Source organism: Streptomyces sp. NPDC054834, assembly GCF_053611185.1.
Map to the genome: position 1 here is coordinate 55230 of NZ_JBSGZV010000023.1, position 17402 is coordinate 72631.

The following is a 17402-nucleotide window of genomic DNA, read 5'->3' on the forward strand; positions in this document are numbered from 1 at the left end:
CAGGATCAACTGATCAGATCCCAAGCATTATTGAGTGGCGAGAATCGTCTCCGCCGCGCGGATCGCGTCCCGGAGGGCCTCGGGTTCGGGGCGCAGTCCCCCGATCACCTCGTCGATCCCGCGCAGCCCGGCCCGCTCCAGCAGCCGCTTCTCGTTCGTCACCCACTCCCCCCGCCCCGCGAGCACCGCATGCCCGGTCTGTACGGCGGCCAGGGCCAGGGCTCCGGCGACCTCGGTGAGGCGGCCCGCCAGGGCGTGGTTGGCCTGCGCGTAGGAAAGGGTGGCTCGGGCGGTGCCGTACCAGCGCTCGGAGGCCGTGCGCCGGAGCTTGTCCGGATAGCCGACGGGCCTCGGCAGCTCGCCACGCAGCACCTGGTTGACGGCGAGCTCGGCGACCACGAGGTACGTGGGAATGCCCGCGAGATGGAACAGCAGCGGCTCCACCCTGAACCGCCCCTCCTCCGCCTCCGCCAGTTCGTGCTCGACGACGTCGAGGTCCCGGTAGTGCACGTCGACCCGCCGCCCGTCGATCGTCAGCCACGCACCCCCGTTGAACAGGCCACCGCCCCACTCGCCGACCTCGGAGACCTCGCCCTCCCAGCCGACGGCACGCAGGTCGGCGGGATCGAAGGCACCCCGGTAGTAGACGGCCAGGTCCCAGTCGCTGTCGGGGCGGTGGGTACCCTCGGCCCGGGAGCCGCCGAGGGCGACGGCCCGGACGGTGGGGAGGGCGGCGAGGCGCTCGGCGGTGGAGTCGAGGAACGTCGTTGTCACAACACCGCGTACTCGACGAACGCCGTCCAGGAGGCGGGCTCCACGGTCAGCGCGGGCCGGTTCGTATCCTTGGAGTCACGGACGTGCACCGCACCCGCGGTGGCGGCGACCTCGACGCACTGGCCGCCCTCAGCGCCGCTGTAGCTGCTCTTGGTCCAGGTCAGCGCTTCGACGTTCATACCTCTCCCAGCAACTTCTCGATGAAGGCCAGTGACTCACTCGGAGTGAGGGCCTGGGCTCGGATAATCCCATAGCGGGCCGACAGCGCATGGACCTCTTTGCGATCGGTCACCAGTGTGCTCCGGCCCTGCGCCTCCAAGTATCCGACCGGGTTCCCGCTCCCCGGAGTCAGCAGGGTGAAGGCGCCGTCCACACCGGCGTTGTCCTCACGGTCGAGTGGCATCACTTGGATCTCGACGTTCCGCTTCTGACCGATGAGGAGGAGCTGTTCCAGCTGGCCCCGCCAGACCTGTCGCCCACCGAGGGGCCGCCGCACCACCGGCTCCTCCATGACGAAGCTCAGCAGCGGAGCGGGCCACTTGCTGAAGATGTCCTGCCGAGCCAGCCGTGCCGTCACCCGCTGCTCGATGGTCTCCGCGTCCAGGAGCGGGCGGCGCATGGCCAGCAGGGCCCGCGTGTACCCCTCGGTCTGCAACAAGCCGTTCACCACGTGGGTGTCGTACAGCTGTAGCTCAACCGCCTCGGCCTCCAACTTCGCCGCATCCCGGAAGAACGCCGGATACTGCGCCCGAGCCACCTCGTCCTTCCCCGCGCTCAACACGCCACCGGCGCCCAGCACTTCATCCGCCCGGTCGATAAAACGCGGCGGCGGAATCCGTCTCCCCTGCTCGTACGAGGCGATCGTCGAGGCCGAGTACCCCGCCCGCCCGGTCCAGCCCCGCCCGCTCCCGAAACAGCTTCAGTTGCCGCCCGAAGACGTGCAGCATGCCCGTACCAGGCTCGTACTCGTACTCCGGCCCCTGAACCTCGTCGTTCACGCCGCCGCTCCTCCCGCACCACAGGTCTCGCCCCGCATCACGTACAAGCGCGCACCAGCCACGTACAGCCCACCCGCGTCAGCGCGCCACCCCTGGTCAAGACTACGCACAGTGCAAGACCGTTGACGCCATGAAGTCAGTGATCCCCCCACACGAGACCGGCCGGCAAGATCTGAAGCCACCGCACCCGGTCCCGGCCCACGAGTTCGCGATGCGGTTCACCTCGACCCCGCGCGGCGCACGCCTGGCCCGCCGTCTGGTCTCGCACCGCCTGAACGACTGGGGACACCCCTACGACAGCCCGGTCAACGAGACGCTGACCCTCATCGCAGCGGAACTCACGGCGAACGCCGTACGCCACGGCCACGTCCCCGGCCGGGACTTCGACCTCCGCCTGCTCCTGACCGGCGGCGCCACCTTCCGCATCGAGGTGACCGACACCCGCACCGAGAAGCGGCCCTCGTCCACTCCCCCGTCCCCCGACTCGGAATCGGAATCCGGCCGCGGTCTCCTCCTCGTGGCCGCCCTCGCGGACGACTGGGGAGTCACGCCCCGCGCCTCCGCGCCGGGCAAGACGGTGTGGGCGGAGCTCCTCCAGCCGCACCGCCGCTGAAATCCGGGCAACCTTTCCGGCTCCTGCGACCGAAAGCGTGCGTTTTCGTCAATGACCCGTCACTGAAGCGAGAGCGCGGCCCCAGTGGCCGATCGCGTTAGCGGAGAGCGGCGTTGTCCGGATGCAGGCGCCGAGTGCGGTGCCCGGCGACATCTGAGCGGCCGCATGGTGCAGGCCATGGTTGCGCGCGCGGGAGAACCGTAGGGTCGCGGGTATGACCGACGAGCGACAGCAGGAAGAGGCCGTAGCGGGCGCCTGGGCGAGGATCGAAGCGTGGTTGAGGCAGAACGCTCCCCGCTCCTACCGGATGCTTCCGCCACCCGCCCCGGAAGCCGACGTCATTGCGGTCGAGCAGGAACTCGACCTCACCGTCCCACCGGGCCTCAAAGCCTTCTACCGCCTCCGCAACGGCACTGGCCACCCCGCCGACTTCGGCTGGACACCCGAGCCCGAAACCGGGCTCCCTCCCCAAGGTCAGAGAACGGCCTGGCTGCTGCCGATGCAGTATGCGATCCCCCCGGTCCAGCAGCTGCCGTACTGGGACGAAGGCCCCCACACCATCGGTATGCCGGCCGACCCCGAGATGCGGTACCTCGCCTTCGCCGCGACCGACCGCAGCGGCCTGTACGGGCTCTTTACGGACTGCACACCGGGACCCGGCTACGGACGGATCGGAACCTTCGAGGAGGCCGGCATCCCCAAGCTGGGCGTGTGGCCGTCGTTCGCCGACTACCTCATCGAAGTCACCGATGCCCTTTACGAGAACCGTGGCGTGGAGTACGCGAACGGACACCAGGACAAGACGGTGCCCGGTCTCGTCGATCAGGCCCTGGCGTGGGACGGCCCCTCGTATCCACTGGACCCGGACTGGACACGCTTCGCATAGCACTGTGGCCGGAACACCACAGGGTGCTCCGGCCACCGGACCGGTCAGTCAATCGGTCAGGTCAGCCGACCTTCTTCCACGCGCAGACCGTATCGGCGTCCTTGCAGTGCTCGAAGCCGGGATCGCTGATGAAGAACCCGTCCTCGTCGAGCAGCCGCATCTGGGGAACGAACTTGATGCCGAGGTCGCGGAAAGCGGCTTCGTTCTGCTCCTCCGGCACGGAGGCACGACCGCACTTCTCGTCCCACTTCGGGCCGGTGTAACCGTTGCGGTTCTCGGCGAACAGGCCCCACGTTCCGCCGGTCATCGGCCTGGTGTAGAGCTGCGCGCACTTGTCCCCGTTGTCGACCTGGTTGGGGCCCTTTGGCATGCCGCCGCTCTGGTAGGTACTCGCGGGTGCGTATTCGTCGCACGATCCGCTCGGCGTGGCACTGTTCGGCGTCCAGCTGGTGGGGCACACCTTCGTGCGACTCTTCTTGGCGGTCCAGTCGCCTCCGTTCGGGTCCCGGTTGTTGCCGGGGCCGAGGTAGGTGACGAGGGAGTCCAACTGCGGGCTGCCGGGGTGGGACGGGAGCTTCTGCTGCATCAGCCAGTAGTAGCCGCCGGCCGCCGGGTACAGGTTGGTGTCGACCGTCCAGGTGGGCTTGAAGTACGGGAAGACACAGCCGGTCTTGATGTTGCCTCCCGCGATGTCGTCGCAGCGCGGCGCAAGCTCCCGGACGTGGACATCGCCGCTGGAGCCGAGGCTGGTCTGGGCGTGCGCGTCTCCGGCGTCGACGGAACCGAGGAGGCTCCATCCGAGGTCGAACTGCTCCTTGCCGGTGCCGTTCCAGATCGTCTGTTTCTTCGCCGTCATGGCGTACTGGGAGCCGACCTGGCCGACCGCCCAGTGCGGTGTCTGGTTGAGGCCGTCGTCGCTCGACCACTGAACCTGCGAACTGGTGCAGTCCTCGCAGTTGTCGGACGCCCCCCAGGTGAGGTGAACGCCCTCCGTGGCCTCATCGATGTGCGTCGGAATCACGGTGAGCTGCTGATCGAACTCCGCCCGGTCGGTGCCTGTGTCCGACTTCTTGTTGTACAGCTTGATCTGCTGGGACAGCGCGAACGAGGCGGTGCCGAACTTCGGCAGTTCGTCCGCGTCGACGAAGATCAGGGTCGCGTAGCCATCGTTCTTCAGGCACGCCTCGGTCCGGTTCATGTAGTCCTTGCCGCCCGGCGTCGAGGCACACCACGGGACGAGATCGGCGCCCCGGAGTGCGTGGCTCGTCGCCCTCTCGGCAACCGCCGCGTCCTCGGGAGTCGGCGCCTGGCGGCTGATCTCGATGCACACCCTCCGGCCCTTGGAGTCCGGGGCCGAGCACTTCCGGCCGGAATCCTTGCCTCGGATTCCCTGGATCGGGCCAGGATCGGTGCGCCCGAACTCTCTCGGAGTCTGCGCAACCGAGTCGATGGTGGACGTGGCCTGCGGCGCCGGGAAGGTGACGTACGGTTTCTCGGCCGGAGGCACGCTGATCTTGAAGGTGGAGTACGGGGACCAGTCATTCTCGTAGACCTTGCTGGTGGCGTCGTACCCGGAGGAGCGGACCGCGTAGGTGACGCCGTTCTTGAGCTTGCCCGAGGGGACCGTGACGGAGGCCGGTTTGCCCGCGTCGACCTCGCCTGAGACGAGGACGCCCCACTGGTTTTCGTCGGTCAGCTTCACGACCGCGTCGGTCGGCTTGCCGCTGGAATCGGTGGTGTGGACCTCGAAGGTCGCGGTGGTCTTGTGGCCGCTGGTGGTGTTGACCGTGTTGCGTAACGTCGGTGTTGTGGTGTTGACCTGCCAGACGCCGTTCGACGTCGTGAACGGCGGCCCCGCATCCGGTGCGTTGGGGGTGTTCGGCGCGGCGGCTGCGACTGCCCGTGCGCCGGGGCCGTGGACCGGCGGTGGGGTGTCAGAGCCGGCTGCGTGGCTGGTGGTGGCTCCTGATCCGAGGACGATGGCGAGGATTGCGCCGAGGGCTAATCGTCGTCTGCTTGCGGTGGGGGGTATCAACCTGTGACCTCTCTGTGAGAACAACTGTGCGACCCCACCAGGTCCACACCCGCGAGAACCATGGCCAGAATCACGGTTTGAGCGGTCAGAGAAAGAGATGAGCCACCAGGCCGTTCCGGCCGGGTGAGCGGGGGAAGTCGCGCCTGGGCCGGGCACGAGACAAAACCGAAACCCCGGCAACCTTTCCGGCCTCCGCGACCACTGGTGAGTCGGAAGCGCATGTCCTCACGTACCACGTGAGGACTCGAAGGACTCAAAGGGAGTCACCCGTGGCATCCTCACCCCACCGCCGGCCCGCCCCCAGGCGACGACGCAAGGCCCTCGTCTCCACCGTCGCCGTGGCAGCCGCGGGACTCCTCGTATTCCTGGTAATGGCACTCCGCCCCGACGGCGGGCCCCAGACCGTACAGGCCGCGGCCACACCCGCCGCGAGCACCCGGCCGACGAGCGCCCCGCCCACGACGCCGACACCGAAGCCGTCCACGGCGTCCCCGACCCCGAAGCCCACCAAGACGACCCCGAAGCCCAGCAGGAAACCCACCGCATCGGCGCGGCCCTCGCCCAGCCACACCCCCGTGGCCAACGCGCGGCCGGCCTCCGGCGCGGCCCCGCTGGCGGGACGGATCAAGCCCGGGGTCACCTACACGGGAGTCGCCACCCACTACGACGCGGCAGACGGCAACGGCGCCTGCACGTACGGCCCGACCTCCGACCTGATGATCGCGGCGATGAACCACTCCGACTACGAGACGGCCAAGGCGTGCGGGGCGTACGTCAGCGTGCGCGCGGCGGGCGGTGCGTCCGTCACAGTGCGGGTCACCAACGAATGCCCCGAGTGCGCACCCGGGCAACTGGACCTCAGCGAGCAGGCCTTCGCCAGAGTCGCGGCCCTCTCCGCCGGCCGGATCTCGATCACCTGGAGCCTGCTGAGCCCCAGCACCTCCGACACGGTCTCCATCCGCTACAAGACCGGCTCCAGCGCCAACTGGTGCGGCATCCAGGCGATCGGTCACCGCAACCCGCTGGCCCGCCTGGAGGTCAGCACCGGCGGCGGCTGGCGGCAGCTGACCCGCGAGACCTACAACTACTTCCTCTCCGAGGACGGCACCGGCTGCGGCGGCTCGCTCCGGCTCACCGACATCTATGGCGAGCCACTGACCGTCAGCGGCCTCGCCGTACGCCCGGACGCCGTCCAGACGACCCGCGTCCAGTTCGCCCAGCACTGACTCAGGCGTAGCTCCAACGCCACGCGCCCGAGCTGTAGCTGCACCTGATGCTCGTACCGCCGGCGGTGGTCGTGACAGCGCCGTGGTCGCTGTTCCGGCAGTACTGACCCGCCTGGTAGCAGTTGCCCGCGTTGGAGGTGATCGAGCAGGTGCCGGTGCCGGTGTCACTGCCGCTGCTCCCGCTGCTGCTGCTGTGACTGGTTCCGGAGACACTCTGCGCGGCCTTCGTGACCGTGACGGTCGGGCCGGGCTTCTTCACGGTTTTCGTCTTGGTGACCGTGGGCGCGGGCGCGACCTTCGGTATGTCGGTCACGGTCGCCGTGGCCGTCACCGTGACCGTCGGCCGGGGCCTGGCGGCGGCGGCCTTGGCCGCGTTCACCTCGTCCTGCGCGCTCTGGGTACCACCCATGGCTCCCAGGCCGAACACGACCACGCTGGCCGCCCACACGCGCTTGCGCTTGTACCACCGCCGGGTGTCCGCGGGGCGCGGAGCCGGCGGCGTCGAGTACGGGTTGTTCATGTCGTCCCCCCTGAGGTTCTTTCAGCGGGACGACGTTAAATGTATGTACGCACCACGCAAAAGGGGTGTGAAGATTCAGCAACCATTCCGTGATCATCCATGGCGCGTGCCGACCCGAGGGCCACATCGCCCGGGTGCCGTCCCAGGACGCCCATTTGGCTCGAACCGCTGCTCAGCGCCGGGAAATTGGGATGCGGCGAAGGGCGCTGGTTCGGATGATCGGATGGTTGTCCGCCATCCGACCACAGGAGCCCCGCCCATGATCCGGCGCGTCACCGCCCCCGGTCTCTTCCCGCCCCCCACCTACTCGCACGCCACCGTCGTCGAGGCCCGTACGAAGCTTGCGTTTCTGGCCGGGTCGGTGCCTCTGGACGAGGAGGGGGAGGTCGTCGGGCCGGGAGATCCCGTGCGGCAGGCGGAGCAGGTGATCCGCAATCTGCGTGAGCAACTGGCCGCGGTGGGAAGCGACCTGGCTCACGTCGTGTCGACGGACGTCTACGTGGTGAGCGGTGAACCGTCGGTGCTGTCCGCCGTGTGGGAGGTGGTGGAGGGCTCCGGGCTCAGTGCGGGACCGCACTCGTCCACGCTGATCGGGGTGGCATGCCTCGGGTACACCGGGCAGCTCGTGGAGATCACGGCCACGGCCGTGGTGCCCGAGTGAAACGCCGGGGATGAGGGCGTCCTGCGTAGGGCGGTCGATGCCGACGCCGCCGCCGCGGCCGATGTCTGGCTGCGGTCCTTCGCCGCCGCGCTGCCCACGGTCGTCCGGCCGCGTTCCGATGACGAGGTGCGCCAGTACTTCCGGGACGTCCTGGTGCCGCTGCGGGAGACCTGGGTGGCCGAGGCGGCGGGCGCGGTCGTCGGTGTGATGGTGCTCCAGGGCGAGTCGCTGTCCCAGCTCTGCCTCGCCCCGGAGTGGCGCGGGCGGGGTATCGGGGACCGGTTCGTCGCGCTGGCCAAGGAGCGCGGCCCGCAGGGGCTCACCCTGTGGACCTTCCAGGTCAACACGCCTGCCCATCGCTTCTACGAGCGCCACGGGTTCGTCGCCGTGGAGTTCACGGACGGCAGCGGGAACGAGGAGCAGGAGCCGGACGTTCGTTATGAGTGGCGGCCGTGATCAGCCGGACGGGCGGCCCCACAGTCTCCGCTTGGGGAGCGGCTTTTCGTAAGTCCCCGTCCGGCTCGTCGTGAGCCCCAGCGACACCAGCGACTCGGCCAGCTTCACCGCCGCCCCGACTCCGTCGACGACCGGTAGCCCGAGCTTCTCCCCCACCGCCCGCTGTAACCCCGTCATCCCGGCACAGCCGAGCACCAGTACCTCCGCCCCGGCCTCGCGTGCCCGCTCGGCCGCCGCCAGGAAGGCGGTCTCCGTGCGTTCGTCGTCGTCGCCGAGGTGGAGGACACCCAGTCCCGTGCCGACGACCGCGGCGCAGTTGCGCGCCACCCCGGCGGTCTCCAGGCTGTCCTGGATCTGCCCGCACGAGCGTTCGAGGGTGGTGACGACGCCGTACCGCCGCCCCAGGAGACACGCCAGGTGGGCCGCGGCCTCCGTGATGTCGACGACCGGTACGTCCACCAGCTCCCGTACGCCTTCCCGGCCGTGTTCACCGAAGCCGGCCAGGACCACGGCGTCGTAGGGAGCGCCCTCGTACGTCCGCAGCGCGTCGAGGACGGCCGCGGCGGACAGGTAGCTGTCGAGCCAGCCCTCCGCGGACTCGGGTCCCCATGTGGGGGTCAGTCCGGTCACGGTGGTGCCCGGGCCTGAGGCGGCCCGGGCACCTCGCACGATCTCCTCGGTCATCTCCTGCGTGGTGTTGCAGTTGGTGACGACGATCCGCACGTCCGTCAGCCCTCCTCGGTGGCGCGCTCGCCGCGGCACAGCGCCGCGTACAGCCCGGCGGCCAGGGCCGTGCCGATGAACCAGGAGTACGGCGCCACATCGCTGAAGGCCTTCACCAGCGCCAGCACGGCCGCGACCGCCGCCGACGGCAGGAACGCCCACAGCGCCTTGGGGTTGACGCCCTTGTGGTAGTGGTAGCGGGAGTCCGGAGCGGCGTCGAAGAGTTCGTGGACGTCCACCCGGCCGCGCTTCACCCAGTAGTAGTCGACCATGATCACACCGAACAGCGGGCCCAGGAAGGCGCCGAGGCCACCGAGGAAGTAGTTCACGACCGTGGGGTTGGAGAACAGGTTCCACGGGGTCACGACCAGCGCGGCCACCGTGCTGATCATGCCGCCGACCTTGAAGGTGATCTTCTGCGGCCAGACGTTGGCCAGGTCGTACGCCGGGGAGACGAAGTTGGCGACGATGTTGACACCCATCGTGGCCACGGCGAAGGTCAGCGCGCCGATCACCAGCACCCACTTGTTGCCCATCTCGGCGACGAGGTAGGCCGGGTCGGTGATCTCCTTGCCGAACACCTCGTACGCGCCCGCCGTGACGATCACCGACACGATCACGAAGGCCGTGGAGTTGACCGGCAGGCCCCAGAAGTTGCCCCGCTTGACGGTCCGGTAGTCGGGCGCGAAGCGTGAGAAGTCGCAGAAGTTGAGCATCAGGGTGCCGTAGGTGGCCAGGACCAGGCCGACCGCGCCGAACCACTGGCGCCACTGCTCGCTGGTGGACACCGGGTGCGGGGTGGAGGTGAGCGCGATGGTCCAGTCGGCCTTGGCGAGGATCCAGACCGCGAGCGCGATCATCACGACCCAGATGGCGGGACCGCAGAAGTCCTGGAACTTGCGCACCGACTCCATGCCCCGGCTGATGATCAGGGCCTGGACGATCCACAGCGCCACGAAGGAGACCCAGCCGAGCGCGTCCAGGCCGAGGAAGGAACTGTGCGTCCAGGACTTAAGGCCCGGCCAGGCCGCCAGCAGCATCACGTTGACGGCGACGGAGGCGAGGTAGGTCTGGATGCCGTACCACATGATGGCGATGACGGCCCTGATCAGCGCGGGGATGTTGGCGCCCCAGACGCCGAAGGCGATCCGGCTGACGACGGGGAAGGGAACGCCGGTGCGCTGGCCGATGCGGCCCATCATGTTCATCCCGAGGTAGATGATCACGAAGCCGGCCAGCAGCGACGTGAAGATCTGCCAGACATTCATGCCCAGGAAGAGCAGTCCGGCGGCGAAGGTGTAGTTGCCGAGGTTGTGGACGTCCGACATCCACATGGCGAAGAGGTCGAAGACCTTCCAGGAACGGTTGGCCGCGGGAGCGAGGTCGTCGTTGGTGAGCCGGGGGTCGGGGACGAACGCTGGTGTGCCGGTGGCTTCGGCACGGTCGGCTAGGGACACGGGGGCCTCCATGGACGAGGGGCGGAGGAGGACTGCTCGAGGGGTGGCTGACCGGACCGTTTGGTATACCAAACTGCCGCCATGGTCCCGCCTTCAAGAGTCACGACCGATGTCCGCCCCGTTACGGCCCCGTAAAAGCCCCCTCGCGTCGGCGAAGATGGCCCCATGGCGAAGATCGAACCCCTCGGCGCGGTGCGCGAGCGCGTCCTGGCCGACCTGCGGCAGGACATCATCGCGGGCCGCCTGCACCCCGGCGACCGGCTCGTCGAGCGTGAGCTGGCCGAGCGCTTCGGGGTCTCGCGCGTGCCGGTCCGCGAGGCGATCCGGGCCCTGGTCGCCGAGGGCTTCGTCCTCTTCGAGACCCCCCGCCGTACGGTCGTGCGCCGGCTGACCCCCACCGACGTCAAGGAACTCTTCGAGCTGCGCGAGGCCCTGGAGGTGTACGCGGCCGGGCTCGCCGCGTCACGGGCGACCCCGCAGGCGCTGGCGGAACTGCGCGAACTGCTGGCCCAGTCGGCCACCGCCACCGAGACGGGGGATGCCGAGACGATCACCGACGCCAACACCCGTTTCCACGACCGCATCCTGGCTCTGGCGGGCAACAGCCTGCTGATCTCGGTCATGGAACCGGTCGACGGCCGGCTGCGCTGGCTGACCCGGCAGAACGAGGAGTGGTCCCAACTGCTCATGGAGCACCGCGAGTTGTACGAGGCGATCGCCTCCGGCGACCCGGATCGCGCCCGCGCCCACGCGCTCCGCCACGTCCAGGCCAACTATCGGTCGACGGTGCGGCACCTGTTCGGCGAGGCCGCCGACGCCGGGTGACGTGACGCGGGGTGACACCTGGTGACGCCGGGTGACGCAGGGTCAGCCCGGCAGCCCGGCCGTCTCCGCCGCCGTGCGCAGCACCTCGCGCAGCATCTCGGGGGTGAGCCGGCCGGTGAAGGTGTTGCGCTGGCTGACGTGGAAGCAGCCGAAAAGGTCCACGCCGTCCAGGCCGTCCAGGCCGTCCAGGCCGTCGAGCGCCACGCGGGTGCCGTGGGCGAAGGCCGGCCTGGGGCGGGGGACGTTCCAGCCCGCCTCGGCGAACGCGGGCAGCGCGGCCTGCCAGCCGAAGGCGCCGAGCACCACCGCGGCCCGCAGCGTCGGACGCAGCAGCCGCAGCTCCTGCACCAGCCAGGGCCGGCAGGTGTCCCGTTCCCGGGGGGTCGGCTTGTTGGCGGGCGGGGCGCAGTGCACGGGCGCGGTGACGCGGACGCCGTACAGCTCGAGCCCGTCGTCGGCGCGCACGGAGGTGGGCTGAGAGGCCAGTCCCACGTCGTACAGAGCCTGGTACAGCACGTCCCCGGAACGGTCGCCGGTGAACATGCGGCCGGTGCGGTTGCCCCCGTGCGCGGCGGGGGCGAGGCCGATGATCAGCAGCCGGGCGTCGGGCGGCCCGAAGCCGGGCACGGGCCGTCCCCAGTACGTCCAGTCGGCGAAGGCGGCCCGCTTGGCCTGGGCCACCTCCTCCCGCCAGGCGACCAGCCGAGGGCAGGCCCGGCAGTCCGCGACGCGGCCGTCGAGCCGGGTGAGGCCGCTGGTGTTCATGCCTCCACGGTAGGGGCTGCGCCGCGACCGGTTCGTCCGGGAGGAAAATCGGGTCCGGTTCCCCCGCGCCGGCGAGCTAGGGTCGAGGACATGGCTTCCCAGGATGCGGACGAGGACACCACCGGCGACACCGGCGGCACCGGCAACGGCGTCGGCACGGGCCCGCGCGCGGCGGACGCCGTCGACCCGAAGATCGCCGCCGCCGTGGCCGCGGCCGAGGCGGCCGGTCCCGCGAGCGGTGAGACCGTGCGTATCGACAGCTGGATCTGGGCCGTCCGGCTGATCAAGACCCGCTCCCTCGGGGCCACCGCCTGCCGTGGCGGACACGTCCATGTGAACGGCGAACGCGTCAAGCCCGCGTACTCCGTGCGCGTCGGCGACGAGGTGCGTCTGCGGCAGGAGGGCCGGGAACGGGTCGTGATCGTCAAGCGCCTGATCCGCAAGCGGGTCGGCGCCCCCGTGGCCCAGCAGTGCTACATCGACAACTCGCCGCCGCCCCCGCCCCGCGAGGCCGTGGCCCCCGCCGGTCTCCGCGACCCCGGCACCGGCCGCCCCACCAAGCGCGACCGCCGCGAGCTGGAGCGCCTGCGGGCGCTGAACGGGCTCAGGGGGCGTCCCGGCGGACAGTGACGTCACGCTGCCCGTCACTGGGCTGGCCGCAGCAGCCGCAGCAGCTCCGCGTTGTGGCCGCGCCGGGCCCAGGCGATCAGGGCCAGCGGCACGATGAGGATCAGCGGTGTCGCGGCGTACTGCCCGTCGAAGACGGTGAGCTGGACGATGAAGGCACCCACCATCAGCGCGCTCAGCGCCATCGCCGCCAGTGACTGGAGAGCCGGGACCAACAGGGCCACGGCCCCGGCGAGTTCCAGCGCACCAATCGCGTACATGCCCGCGCTGCCCCAGCCGATCCTGTCGAAGGACTCGACAGCCGACGGGTGGGCGATCAACTTGGGCAGCGCGCTCGCGATCCCGTAGAAGAGGGCGAGCAGCACCTGCACCGTGCGCAGGGCGACACGGGCGACCTGTGCACGGCGGTCACGGGCCGGCGCGGACGCGGCGGGGCTGGCAGGGATGGGGCTGACGGAGGCGGCGGGAGCGGTGGTCTCGGCCATGGGGTTCTCCTGGGTGAGGCGGTCTCGGTTGCTGTCACCGATGTAGACCGACCCCGCGCCGAGAACTCATCGCCGCACCGCTCTCACCCACACCTGGTCCGGGGTCAGGTACTCGTCCACCTCCAGTCCCGCTTCCGCCAGCGCCTCCTCGAACTGCTCCCGGGTCAGCGGGCGGGCCCGGAACGTCTGGGTCCAGACCGCGTCCGGGAACACGTACTCCGCGCGGACCGAGTTCACCCCGTCGCCGACCGGCTCCGCCGACACTATCCGCGTCGTGCAACCGCTGGGGTCCACCCGCTCGCGCGGCAGATCGGTGTAGTAGTCCTCTCCTTCCCGCTGAATCAGCACGCAGCCGCCCTCCGCCACGTGCCGGGCGCAGGTGCGCAGCAGTCCCCGGCGGACCTCGACGTTCCCGGCGTGGACCAGGAACGACGCGAGCATCACCACGTCGAACTTCTCGCCCAGGTCGAGGTCCTCGATCGGGCTGCATATCGTGCGCGCCCCGCGGACGCGCTCCAGCATCTCGGTGGACTCGTCCACCGCCGTGACCGTGAAACCGCGCTCCAGCAGCGGGTGGGTCACCCGGCCCACTCCGCTGCCCAGTTCCAGGATGCGTGCCCCGGCGGGAACCGCCGCCGCGAGGATGTCGGGTTCGTCGCGCACCGGAAGCCGCGCGTACAACTCGACCGCGCAGCCGTCCGGGGTGATCGCACCGGGGCCGGTTCCTTCGTGTCCCTCACGCATTTCGACCTTCATGCCCGGACAACGGCCCGACTCCGTACGCCCGTTCCCGCACGGCCCTTGTTCACTCGTTCGAGTTATTCGGCCTGCAACGAGAACCATCCGTCCCCGATGTACCAGTGCCCTCCGGCCCGCAGATGATCCCCGACCGCCCGTTCCACCGAGGTCCGGCGCGGCAACTCCCCCACCGGCAGGTCCGGGTCGCCGAAGACGAACCGGACGGGCTCCCGGTCGGCCGGTTCCGTGTCCTGGCGGGCGAGACGGAACCGCTCCTGGAAGCGGACGATGTTGGACTGCGCGGGCAGGTACCGCCTCAGCTGCGGGTCGAGCAGCCAGGAGTGGCAGACCGCGGTCGAGTACGGCTCCTCGGGAAAGTGAAGAGCGAAGAACTTCCGCGCCAGCGCCACGGAGCGGTCGCAGGCCGCCGGGGTCAAGGGGCCGTGGAAGTCGGGTATGTGGACGGCGAGGCAGGGGTCGCCCGGTGCCGCCCGCAGCCCCGCCGCCGCCAGTCCCGGGGCGGCGCGCTGCCCGAGCGCCGCCCGCTCGAACTGAAGTCGCCCCAGCTGGTACAGCTCACCGCGGAAGTGATGGGCCAGCCAGCGCGGGGACTGCACGCCGGCCGTGCCGTGCCGTCTGCGGTGGGCGGCGAGGTTACGGCCGAGGTCGGCGAGGGTGCGGCGGGAGACATCGGCCGTGATGCCGCGCTCTCGGTGGTACGCGCGCGCGTGCGGCACCGCGGCGAGGAAGACGTACACGGCGAAGTACCGCGCCAGGGCGGCCGGCGCGGCGGCGATCCGCTCGTCGATGTCCGGCGTCCTGCCGATCTCCCCGATGTCCCGGACCAGCTCCTCCACGCACTCCGCCAGAAGTCGCAGCACGCCCGGGTCACCCGTCACCGTGCTCCGCAGTCCGACCAGTTCGTTGATGTCCTCGTGCGGTACGGCGAGATCGAGAAGCAGCTCGGGCAGGTCGTCGGCGTCCGGCAGCACGGTGCGGTCCCCCTTGGGTGAACGTCCTCGTCGAAGGGTACGTGGGAGAGAGGAGCGTGAACCGTGATGCGTACGGGCAGTGAACCGGCGACCGCGCGCAGTGCGCTGCGGGCGCGGTTGTGGCTGAGCGTGTGGGGTCTGGCCTGGACGATCTTCGGCATGGCGGCGTTCACGCTTACCGGCCGCCCCTGGTGGGCGGCGGCCTGCGGGGTGCTGTGGCTGGTGGCCGCCGTCGACATGACCTTGATCGTCCGGCACATCCGGCAGGGCCCGCACTACCAGCCGGGCCGGGACGTCCCGCCGTACCGTCCGGCCGAGGACCATCCGTCCCACCGCGCGCCACGGCGCCGCCCGCCGTTTTGGCCGCCGCGGCACCGGCATCCGTGACCGGCGGTCAGGAACCGGAGCGGTCAGGAGCCGCAACGGTCCGGAGTCGCAACGGTCCGGAGTCGAAGCGGTCAGGAGTCGAAGCGGTCAGGAGTCGAAGCGTGCCGCCTTCAGATACTGCGGGTTGGGGTCCAGCGCGGCCGCCAGCCGGAAGTGGCGTTTGGCCTGGTCGTGCCGTCCCTGACGTTCATAGGTGCGGGCGAGCGCGAAGTGCGCGAAGGCGTTGTCCGGCTCGCGCTCCAGGACGATGGTGAATTCAAGTTCCGCGGGCCGCAGTTGCGCAGCGGCGAAGAAGGCACGCGCGCGCAGCAGCCGCGCGGCCGTGTTCTCCGGGTGCGCGGCGATGACTCCGTCGAGCAGCTTCACCGCGCCCCGCGGGTCCCGCGCGCTGAGCAACTGCTCGGCGGCACGGAAGTCGATGACATGCGTTTCCGGAGTACGTCCGGTGGAACCGCTGGTCTCGGGCACGGCACAGTCCTTCCCTCACTGGAAGGGTTCAACGCCCGGATCGCAGGCCGCTATTCCTGGGGCGGCGCGGGGGCGTCCCCGCGCCGCGCGTGCGCTCTGCGCACCAGGTCGTCCCACACTTCGCGGACCCGCTGCCGCAGCGCCTGTAGGGGTACGTCGTTGTCGATGACGATGTCCGCGATCTCCAGGCGTTTCTCGCGGGTCGCCTGTGCGGCCATGCGCGCGCGTGCGTCCTCCTCGCTCATGCCCCGCAGCCGGACCAGCCGGTCGAGCTGGGTCTCAGGGGCGGCGTCGACGACGACCACGAGGTCGTAGAGCGGAGCGAGGCCGTTCTCCGCGAGGAGGGGGACGTCGTGGACGACGACGGCGTCCTCGGTCGCCGCGTTCTCCAGTTCACGGGAGCGGGCGCCCACCAGGGGATGCACGATCGAGTTGAGCAGAGCCAGCTTCTCGGGGTCGGCGAAGACGATCGAGCCGAGTTTCGGCCGGTCCAGGCTGCCGTCCCCGGCGAGCACCTGGTCGCCGAAGGCCTCGGCGACGGCCGCCAGACCTTCGGTGCCGGGCGCCACGACCTCGCGCGCGATGCGGTCCGCGTCGATCAGCACGGCTCCGTGCTCGACGAGCAGCCGCGACACCTCGCTCTTGCCGGCGCCGATGCCACCGGTCAGGCCCACTGTCAGCATGAGCGGAAGCTTAGAGCCTGTCCGGCGGATCGGCTGAGGAGGGCGGCCCAAGCCCCGCGGCTGCGGCATGACCCCCGGACAGGCCTTGGGCCTGCCGCTGTCAGCTGTCGCCTTCCCGCTCCGCCAGGAAGCGTTCGAACTCGCGGCCGATCTCGTCCGCGGACGGGATGTCGGCCGGTTCGGCGAGCATGTTGCCCCGGGTTTCGGCACCCGCCGCGGCGTCGTACTGGTGCTCGAGGCCCTGGACGAGGGCGGTGAGTTCCTCGTCGCCCTCGCGGATCTGCCGGTCGATCTCTGTCTGGGTCCGGTGGGCATCCGTGCGCAGGGAGTGCGCGATGCCGGGGAGGACCAGGCCGGTCGCGGCCGTGATGGCCTCCAGGACGGTCAGGGCCGCGTCCGGGTACGGGGAGCGCGCGATGTAGTGCGGCACGTGCGCGGCGACGCCCAGGACGTCGTGGCCCGCCTCCATGAGCCGGTACTCGACGAGCGACTCGGCGCTGCCGGGCACCTGGGCCTCGTCGAAGGGGCTGCGGTGTCCCGGGACGAGGTCGGTGCGGTTGCCGTGCGGGGTGAGGCCGACGGGCCGCGTGTGCGGGACGCCCATGGGGATGCCGTGGAAGTTCACGGACAGACGGACGCCGAGGCGCTCAACGATCTGCCGTACGGCCGCGGCGAACCGCTCCCACTCCACGTCCGGCTCGGGGCCCGACAGCAGCAGGAAGGGCGCACCGGTGGTGTCCTGGACGAGCCGGACCTCGATGGCGGGTTCCTCGTACTCGGTCCAGCGGTCGCGCTTGAAGGTCAGCAGTGGGCGGCGCGCGCGGTAGTCCACGAGCCGGTCGTGATCGAAGCGGGCGACCAGTTGGTGGGGCAGCGAGTCGAGGAGCCGGTCGACGATCTGGTCGCCGGTGTCCCCCGCGTCGATGTATCCGTCGAAGTGGTAGAGCATGACAAGACCGGCCGATTCCTGGGCCAGCGCCATGTCGACGACGGCCAGCCCCTTCGGCTCCCACGCGTACAAACCCTGCGGATCAAGCACAGTGACCGCCCCTCCTCGTGTTCATAGAGCACAACGCGCCCTGG

21 protein-coding genes and 1 pseudogene are annotated in these 17402 nt (G+C 70.2%); 8 read left to right on the top strand and 14 right to left on the bottom strand.

The features are described from left to right. Window positions 1-27: 27 nt before the first annotated feature. The 3 genes and pseudogenes from ACWGJM_RS27745 to ACWGJM_RS27755 all read right to left on the bottom strand — a co-directional run bounded on the left by ACWGJM_RS27745 (window position 28) and on the right by ACWGJM_RS27755 (window position 1721). On the bottom strand, window positions 28-774 hold the full coding sequence (locus ACWGJM_RS27745) for a nucleotidyltransferase domain-containing protein (protein WP_453414436.1): 747 nt from the start codon (window positions 772-774) through the stop codon (window positions 28-30). Beyond that, window positions 771-953, bottom strand: a complete 183-nt coding sequence (locus ACWGJM_RS27750) for a DUF397 domain-containing protein (RefSeq protein ID WP_453414437.1) — start codon at window positions 951-953, stop codon at window positions 771-773. The genes ACWGJM_RS27745 and ACWGJM_RS27750 overlap by 4 nt, the downstream gene beginning before the upstream one ends. Further along, window positions 950-1721: pseudogene (locus ACWGJM_RS27755) on the bottom strand (helix-turn-helix domain-containing protein). The gene ACWGJM_RS27750 and the pseudogene ACWGJM_RS27755 overlap by 4 nt, the downstream one beginning before the upstream one ends. A gap of 181 nt (window positions 1722-1902) precedes the next feature. Between ACWGJM_RS27755 and ACWGJM_RS27760 the strand changes: the two are divergent. Further along, window positions 1903-2385, top strand: a complete 483-nt coding sequence (locus tag ACWGJM_RS27760) for an ATP-binding protein (RefSeq protein WP_453414438.1) — start codon at window positions 1903-1905, stop codon at window positions 2383-2385. A gap of 214 nt (window positions 2386-2599) precedes the next feature. After that, window positions 2600-3271: an SMI1/KNR4 family protein gene (locus ACWGJM_RS27765; protein ID WP_453414439.1), complete on the top strand. Its 672-nt coding sequence runs from the start codon at window positions 2600-2602 to the stop codon at window positions 3269-3271. Between the two features lie 61 nt (window positions 3272-3332). Here the strand turns inward: ACWGJM_RS27765 and ACWGJM_RS27770 are convergent, their stop codons facing one another. Beyond that, complete coding sequence (locus ACWGJM_RS27770) at window positions 3333-5306, bottom strand: hypothetical protein (RefSeq protein ID WP_453414440.1); 1974 nt, start codon at window positions 5304-5306, stop codon at window positions 3333-3335. A 269-nt stretch (window positions 5307-5575) separates the two neighbouring features. Between ACWGJM_RS27770 and ACWGJM_RS27775 the strand changes: the two genes are divergently transcribed. Beyond that, the gene (locus ACWGJM_RS27775; RefSeq protein WP_453414441.1) at window positions 5576-6532 is read left to right on the top strand and encodes an expansin EXLX1 family cellulose-binding protein; all 957 of its coding nucleotides are present in this window, start codon (window positions 5576-5578) and stop codon (window positions 6530-6532) included. A 1-nt stretch (window position 6533) separates the two neighbouring features. Here ACWGJM_RS27775 and ACWGJM_RS27780 read toward each other — a convergent pair whose 3' ends face one another. Continuing rightward, complete coding sequence (locus ACWGJM_RS27780; RefSeq protein WP_453414442.1) at window positions 6534-7052, bottom strand: hypothetical protein; 519 nt, start codon at window positions 7050-7052, stop codon at window positions 6534-6536. A 259-nt stretch (window positions 7053-7311) separates the two neighbouring features. Between ACWGJM_RS27780 and ACWGJM_RS27785 the strand changes: the two genes are divergently transcribed. Both ACWGJM_RS27785 and ACWGJM_RS27790 read left to right on the top strand, forming a co-directional pair. After that, complete coding sequence (locus ACWGJM_RS27785; protein ID WP_453414443.1) at window positions 7312-7713, top strand: RidA family protein; 402 nt, start codon at window positions 7312-7314, stop codon at window positions 7711-7713. A gap of 21 nt (window positions 7714-7734) precedes the next feature. Beyond that, the gene (locus ACWGJM_RS27790; RefSeq protein WP_453414516.1) at window positions 7735-8169 is read left to right on the top strand and encodes an N-acetyltransferase family protein; all 435 of its coding nucleotides are present in this window, start codon (window positions 7735-7737) and stop codon (window positions 8167-8169) included. On the opposite strand, the gene ACWGJM_RS27795 is transcribed toward ACWGJM_RS27790, so the two are convergent. Continuing rightward, on the bottom strand, window positions 8170-8892 hold the full coding sequence (locus tag ACWGJM_RS27795; RefSeq protein WP_453414444.1) for an aspartate/glutamate racemase family protein: 723 nt from the start codon (window positions 8890-8892) through the stop codon (window positions 8170-8172). It lies immediately after the preceding gene. 5 nt (window positions 8893-8897) lie between these two features. Further along, window positions 8898-10349, bottom strand: a complete 1452-nt coding sequence (locus tag ACWGJM_RS27800) for an NCS1 family nucleobase:cation symporter-1 (protein WP_453414445.1) — start codon at window positions 10347-10349, stop codon at window positions 8898-8900. 165 nt (window positions 10350-10514) lie between these two features. On the opposite strand from ACWGJM_RS27800, the gene ACWGJM_RS27805 reads away from it, so the two are divergent. Further along, window positions 10515-11174, top strand: coding sequence for a GntR family transcriptional regulator (locus tag ACWGJM_RS27805; protein ID WP_453414446.1), 660 nt, complete (start codon window positions 10515-10517; stop codon window positions 11172-11174). A 42-nt stretch (window positions 11175-11216) separates the two neighbouring features. Here the strand turns inward: ACWGJM_RS27805 and ACWGJM_RS27810 are convergent, their stop codons facing one another. Next, window positions 11217-11939, bottom strand: coding sequence for a uracil-DNA glycosylase (locus ACWGJM_RS27810; protein ID WP_453414447.1), 723 nt, complete (start codon window positions 11937-11939; stop codon window positions 11217-11219). 90 nt (window positions 11940-12029) lie between these two features. Here ACWGJM_RS27810 and ACWGJM_RS27815 point away from each other — a divergent pair, with 90 nt between their 5' ends. Continuing rightward, window positions 12030-12569 carry an RNA-binding S4 domain-containing protein gene (locus ACWGJM_RS27815; RefSeq protein ID WP_453414448.1) on the top strand — a complete coding sequence of 180 codons (540 nt, stop codon included), beginning with the start codon at window positions 12030-12032 and terminating at the stop codon, window positions 12567-12569. A gap of 14 nt (window positions 12570-12583) precedes the next feature. Here the strand turns inward: ACWGJM_RS27815 and ACWGJM_RS27820 are convergent, their stop codons facing one another. From ACWGJM_RS27820 to ACWGJM_RS27830, 3 genes are all read right to left on the bottom strand, one after another. After that, window positions 12584-13051 carry a DoxX family protein gene (locus ACWGJM_RS27820; protein ID WP_453414449.1) on the bottom strand — a complete coding sequence of 156 codons (468 nt, stop codon included), beginning with the start codon at window positions 13049-13051 and terminating at the stop codon, window positions 12584-12586. Window positions 13052-13117: 66 nt separating this feature from the next. After that, window positions 13118-13795, bottom strand: a complete 678-nt coding sequence (locus tag ACWGJM_RS27825; RefSeq protein WP_453414450.1) for a class I SAM-dependent methyltransferase — start codon at window positions 13793-13795, stop codon at window positions 13118-13120. A 74-nt stretch (window positions 13796-13869) separates the two neighbouring features. Continuing rightward, window positions 13870-14781, bottom strand: a complete 912-nt coding sequence (locus ACWGJM_RS27830; protein ID WP_453414451.1) for an acyltransferase domain-containing protein — start codon at window positions 14779-14781, stop codon at window positions 13870-13872. 66 nt (window positions 14782-14847) lie between these two features. Here ACWGJM_RS27830 and ACWGJM_RS27835 point away from each other — a divergent pair, with 66 nt between their 5' ends. After that, window positions 14848-15168 (top strand): DUF6343 family protein, encoded by a 321-nt coding sequence (locus tag ACWGJM_RS27835; protein ID WP_453414452.1) that lies wholly within the window; start codon window positions 14848-14850, stop codon window positions 15166-15168. 87 nt (window positions 15169-15255) lie between these two features. Here the strand turns inward: ACWGJM_RS27835 and ACWGJM_RS27840 are convergent, their stop codons facing one another. From ACWGJM_RS27840 to ACWGJM_RS27850, 3 genes are all read right to left on the bottom strand, one after another. Beyond that, window positions 15256-15636 carry a tetratricopeptide repeat protein gene (locus ACWGJM_RS27840; protein ID WP_453414453.1) on the bottom strand — a complete coding sequence of 127 codons (381 nt, stop codon included), beginning with the start codon at window positions 15634-15636 and terminating at the stop codon, window positions 15256-15258. Between the two features lie 50 nt (window positions 15637-15686). Further along, entirely contained in the window at window positions 15687-16319 is a 633-nt protein-coding gene (gene coaE, locus ACWGJM_RS27845) for a dephospho-CoA kinase (RefSeq protein WP_453414454.1), read from the bottom strand. Window positions 16320-16419: 100 nt separating this feature from the next. After that, window positions 16420-17358 (bottom strand): PAC2 family protein, encoded by a 939-nt coding sequence (locus ACWGJM_RS27850; RefSeq protein WP_453414455.1) that lies wholly within the window; start codon window positions 17356-17358, stop codon window positions 16420-16422. Window positions 17359-17402 lie beyond the last annotated feature (44 nt).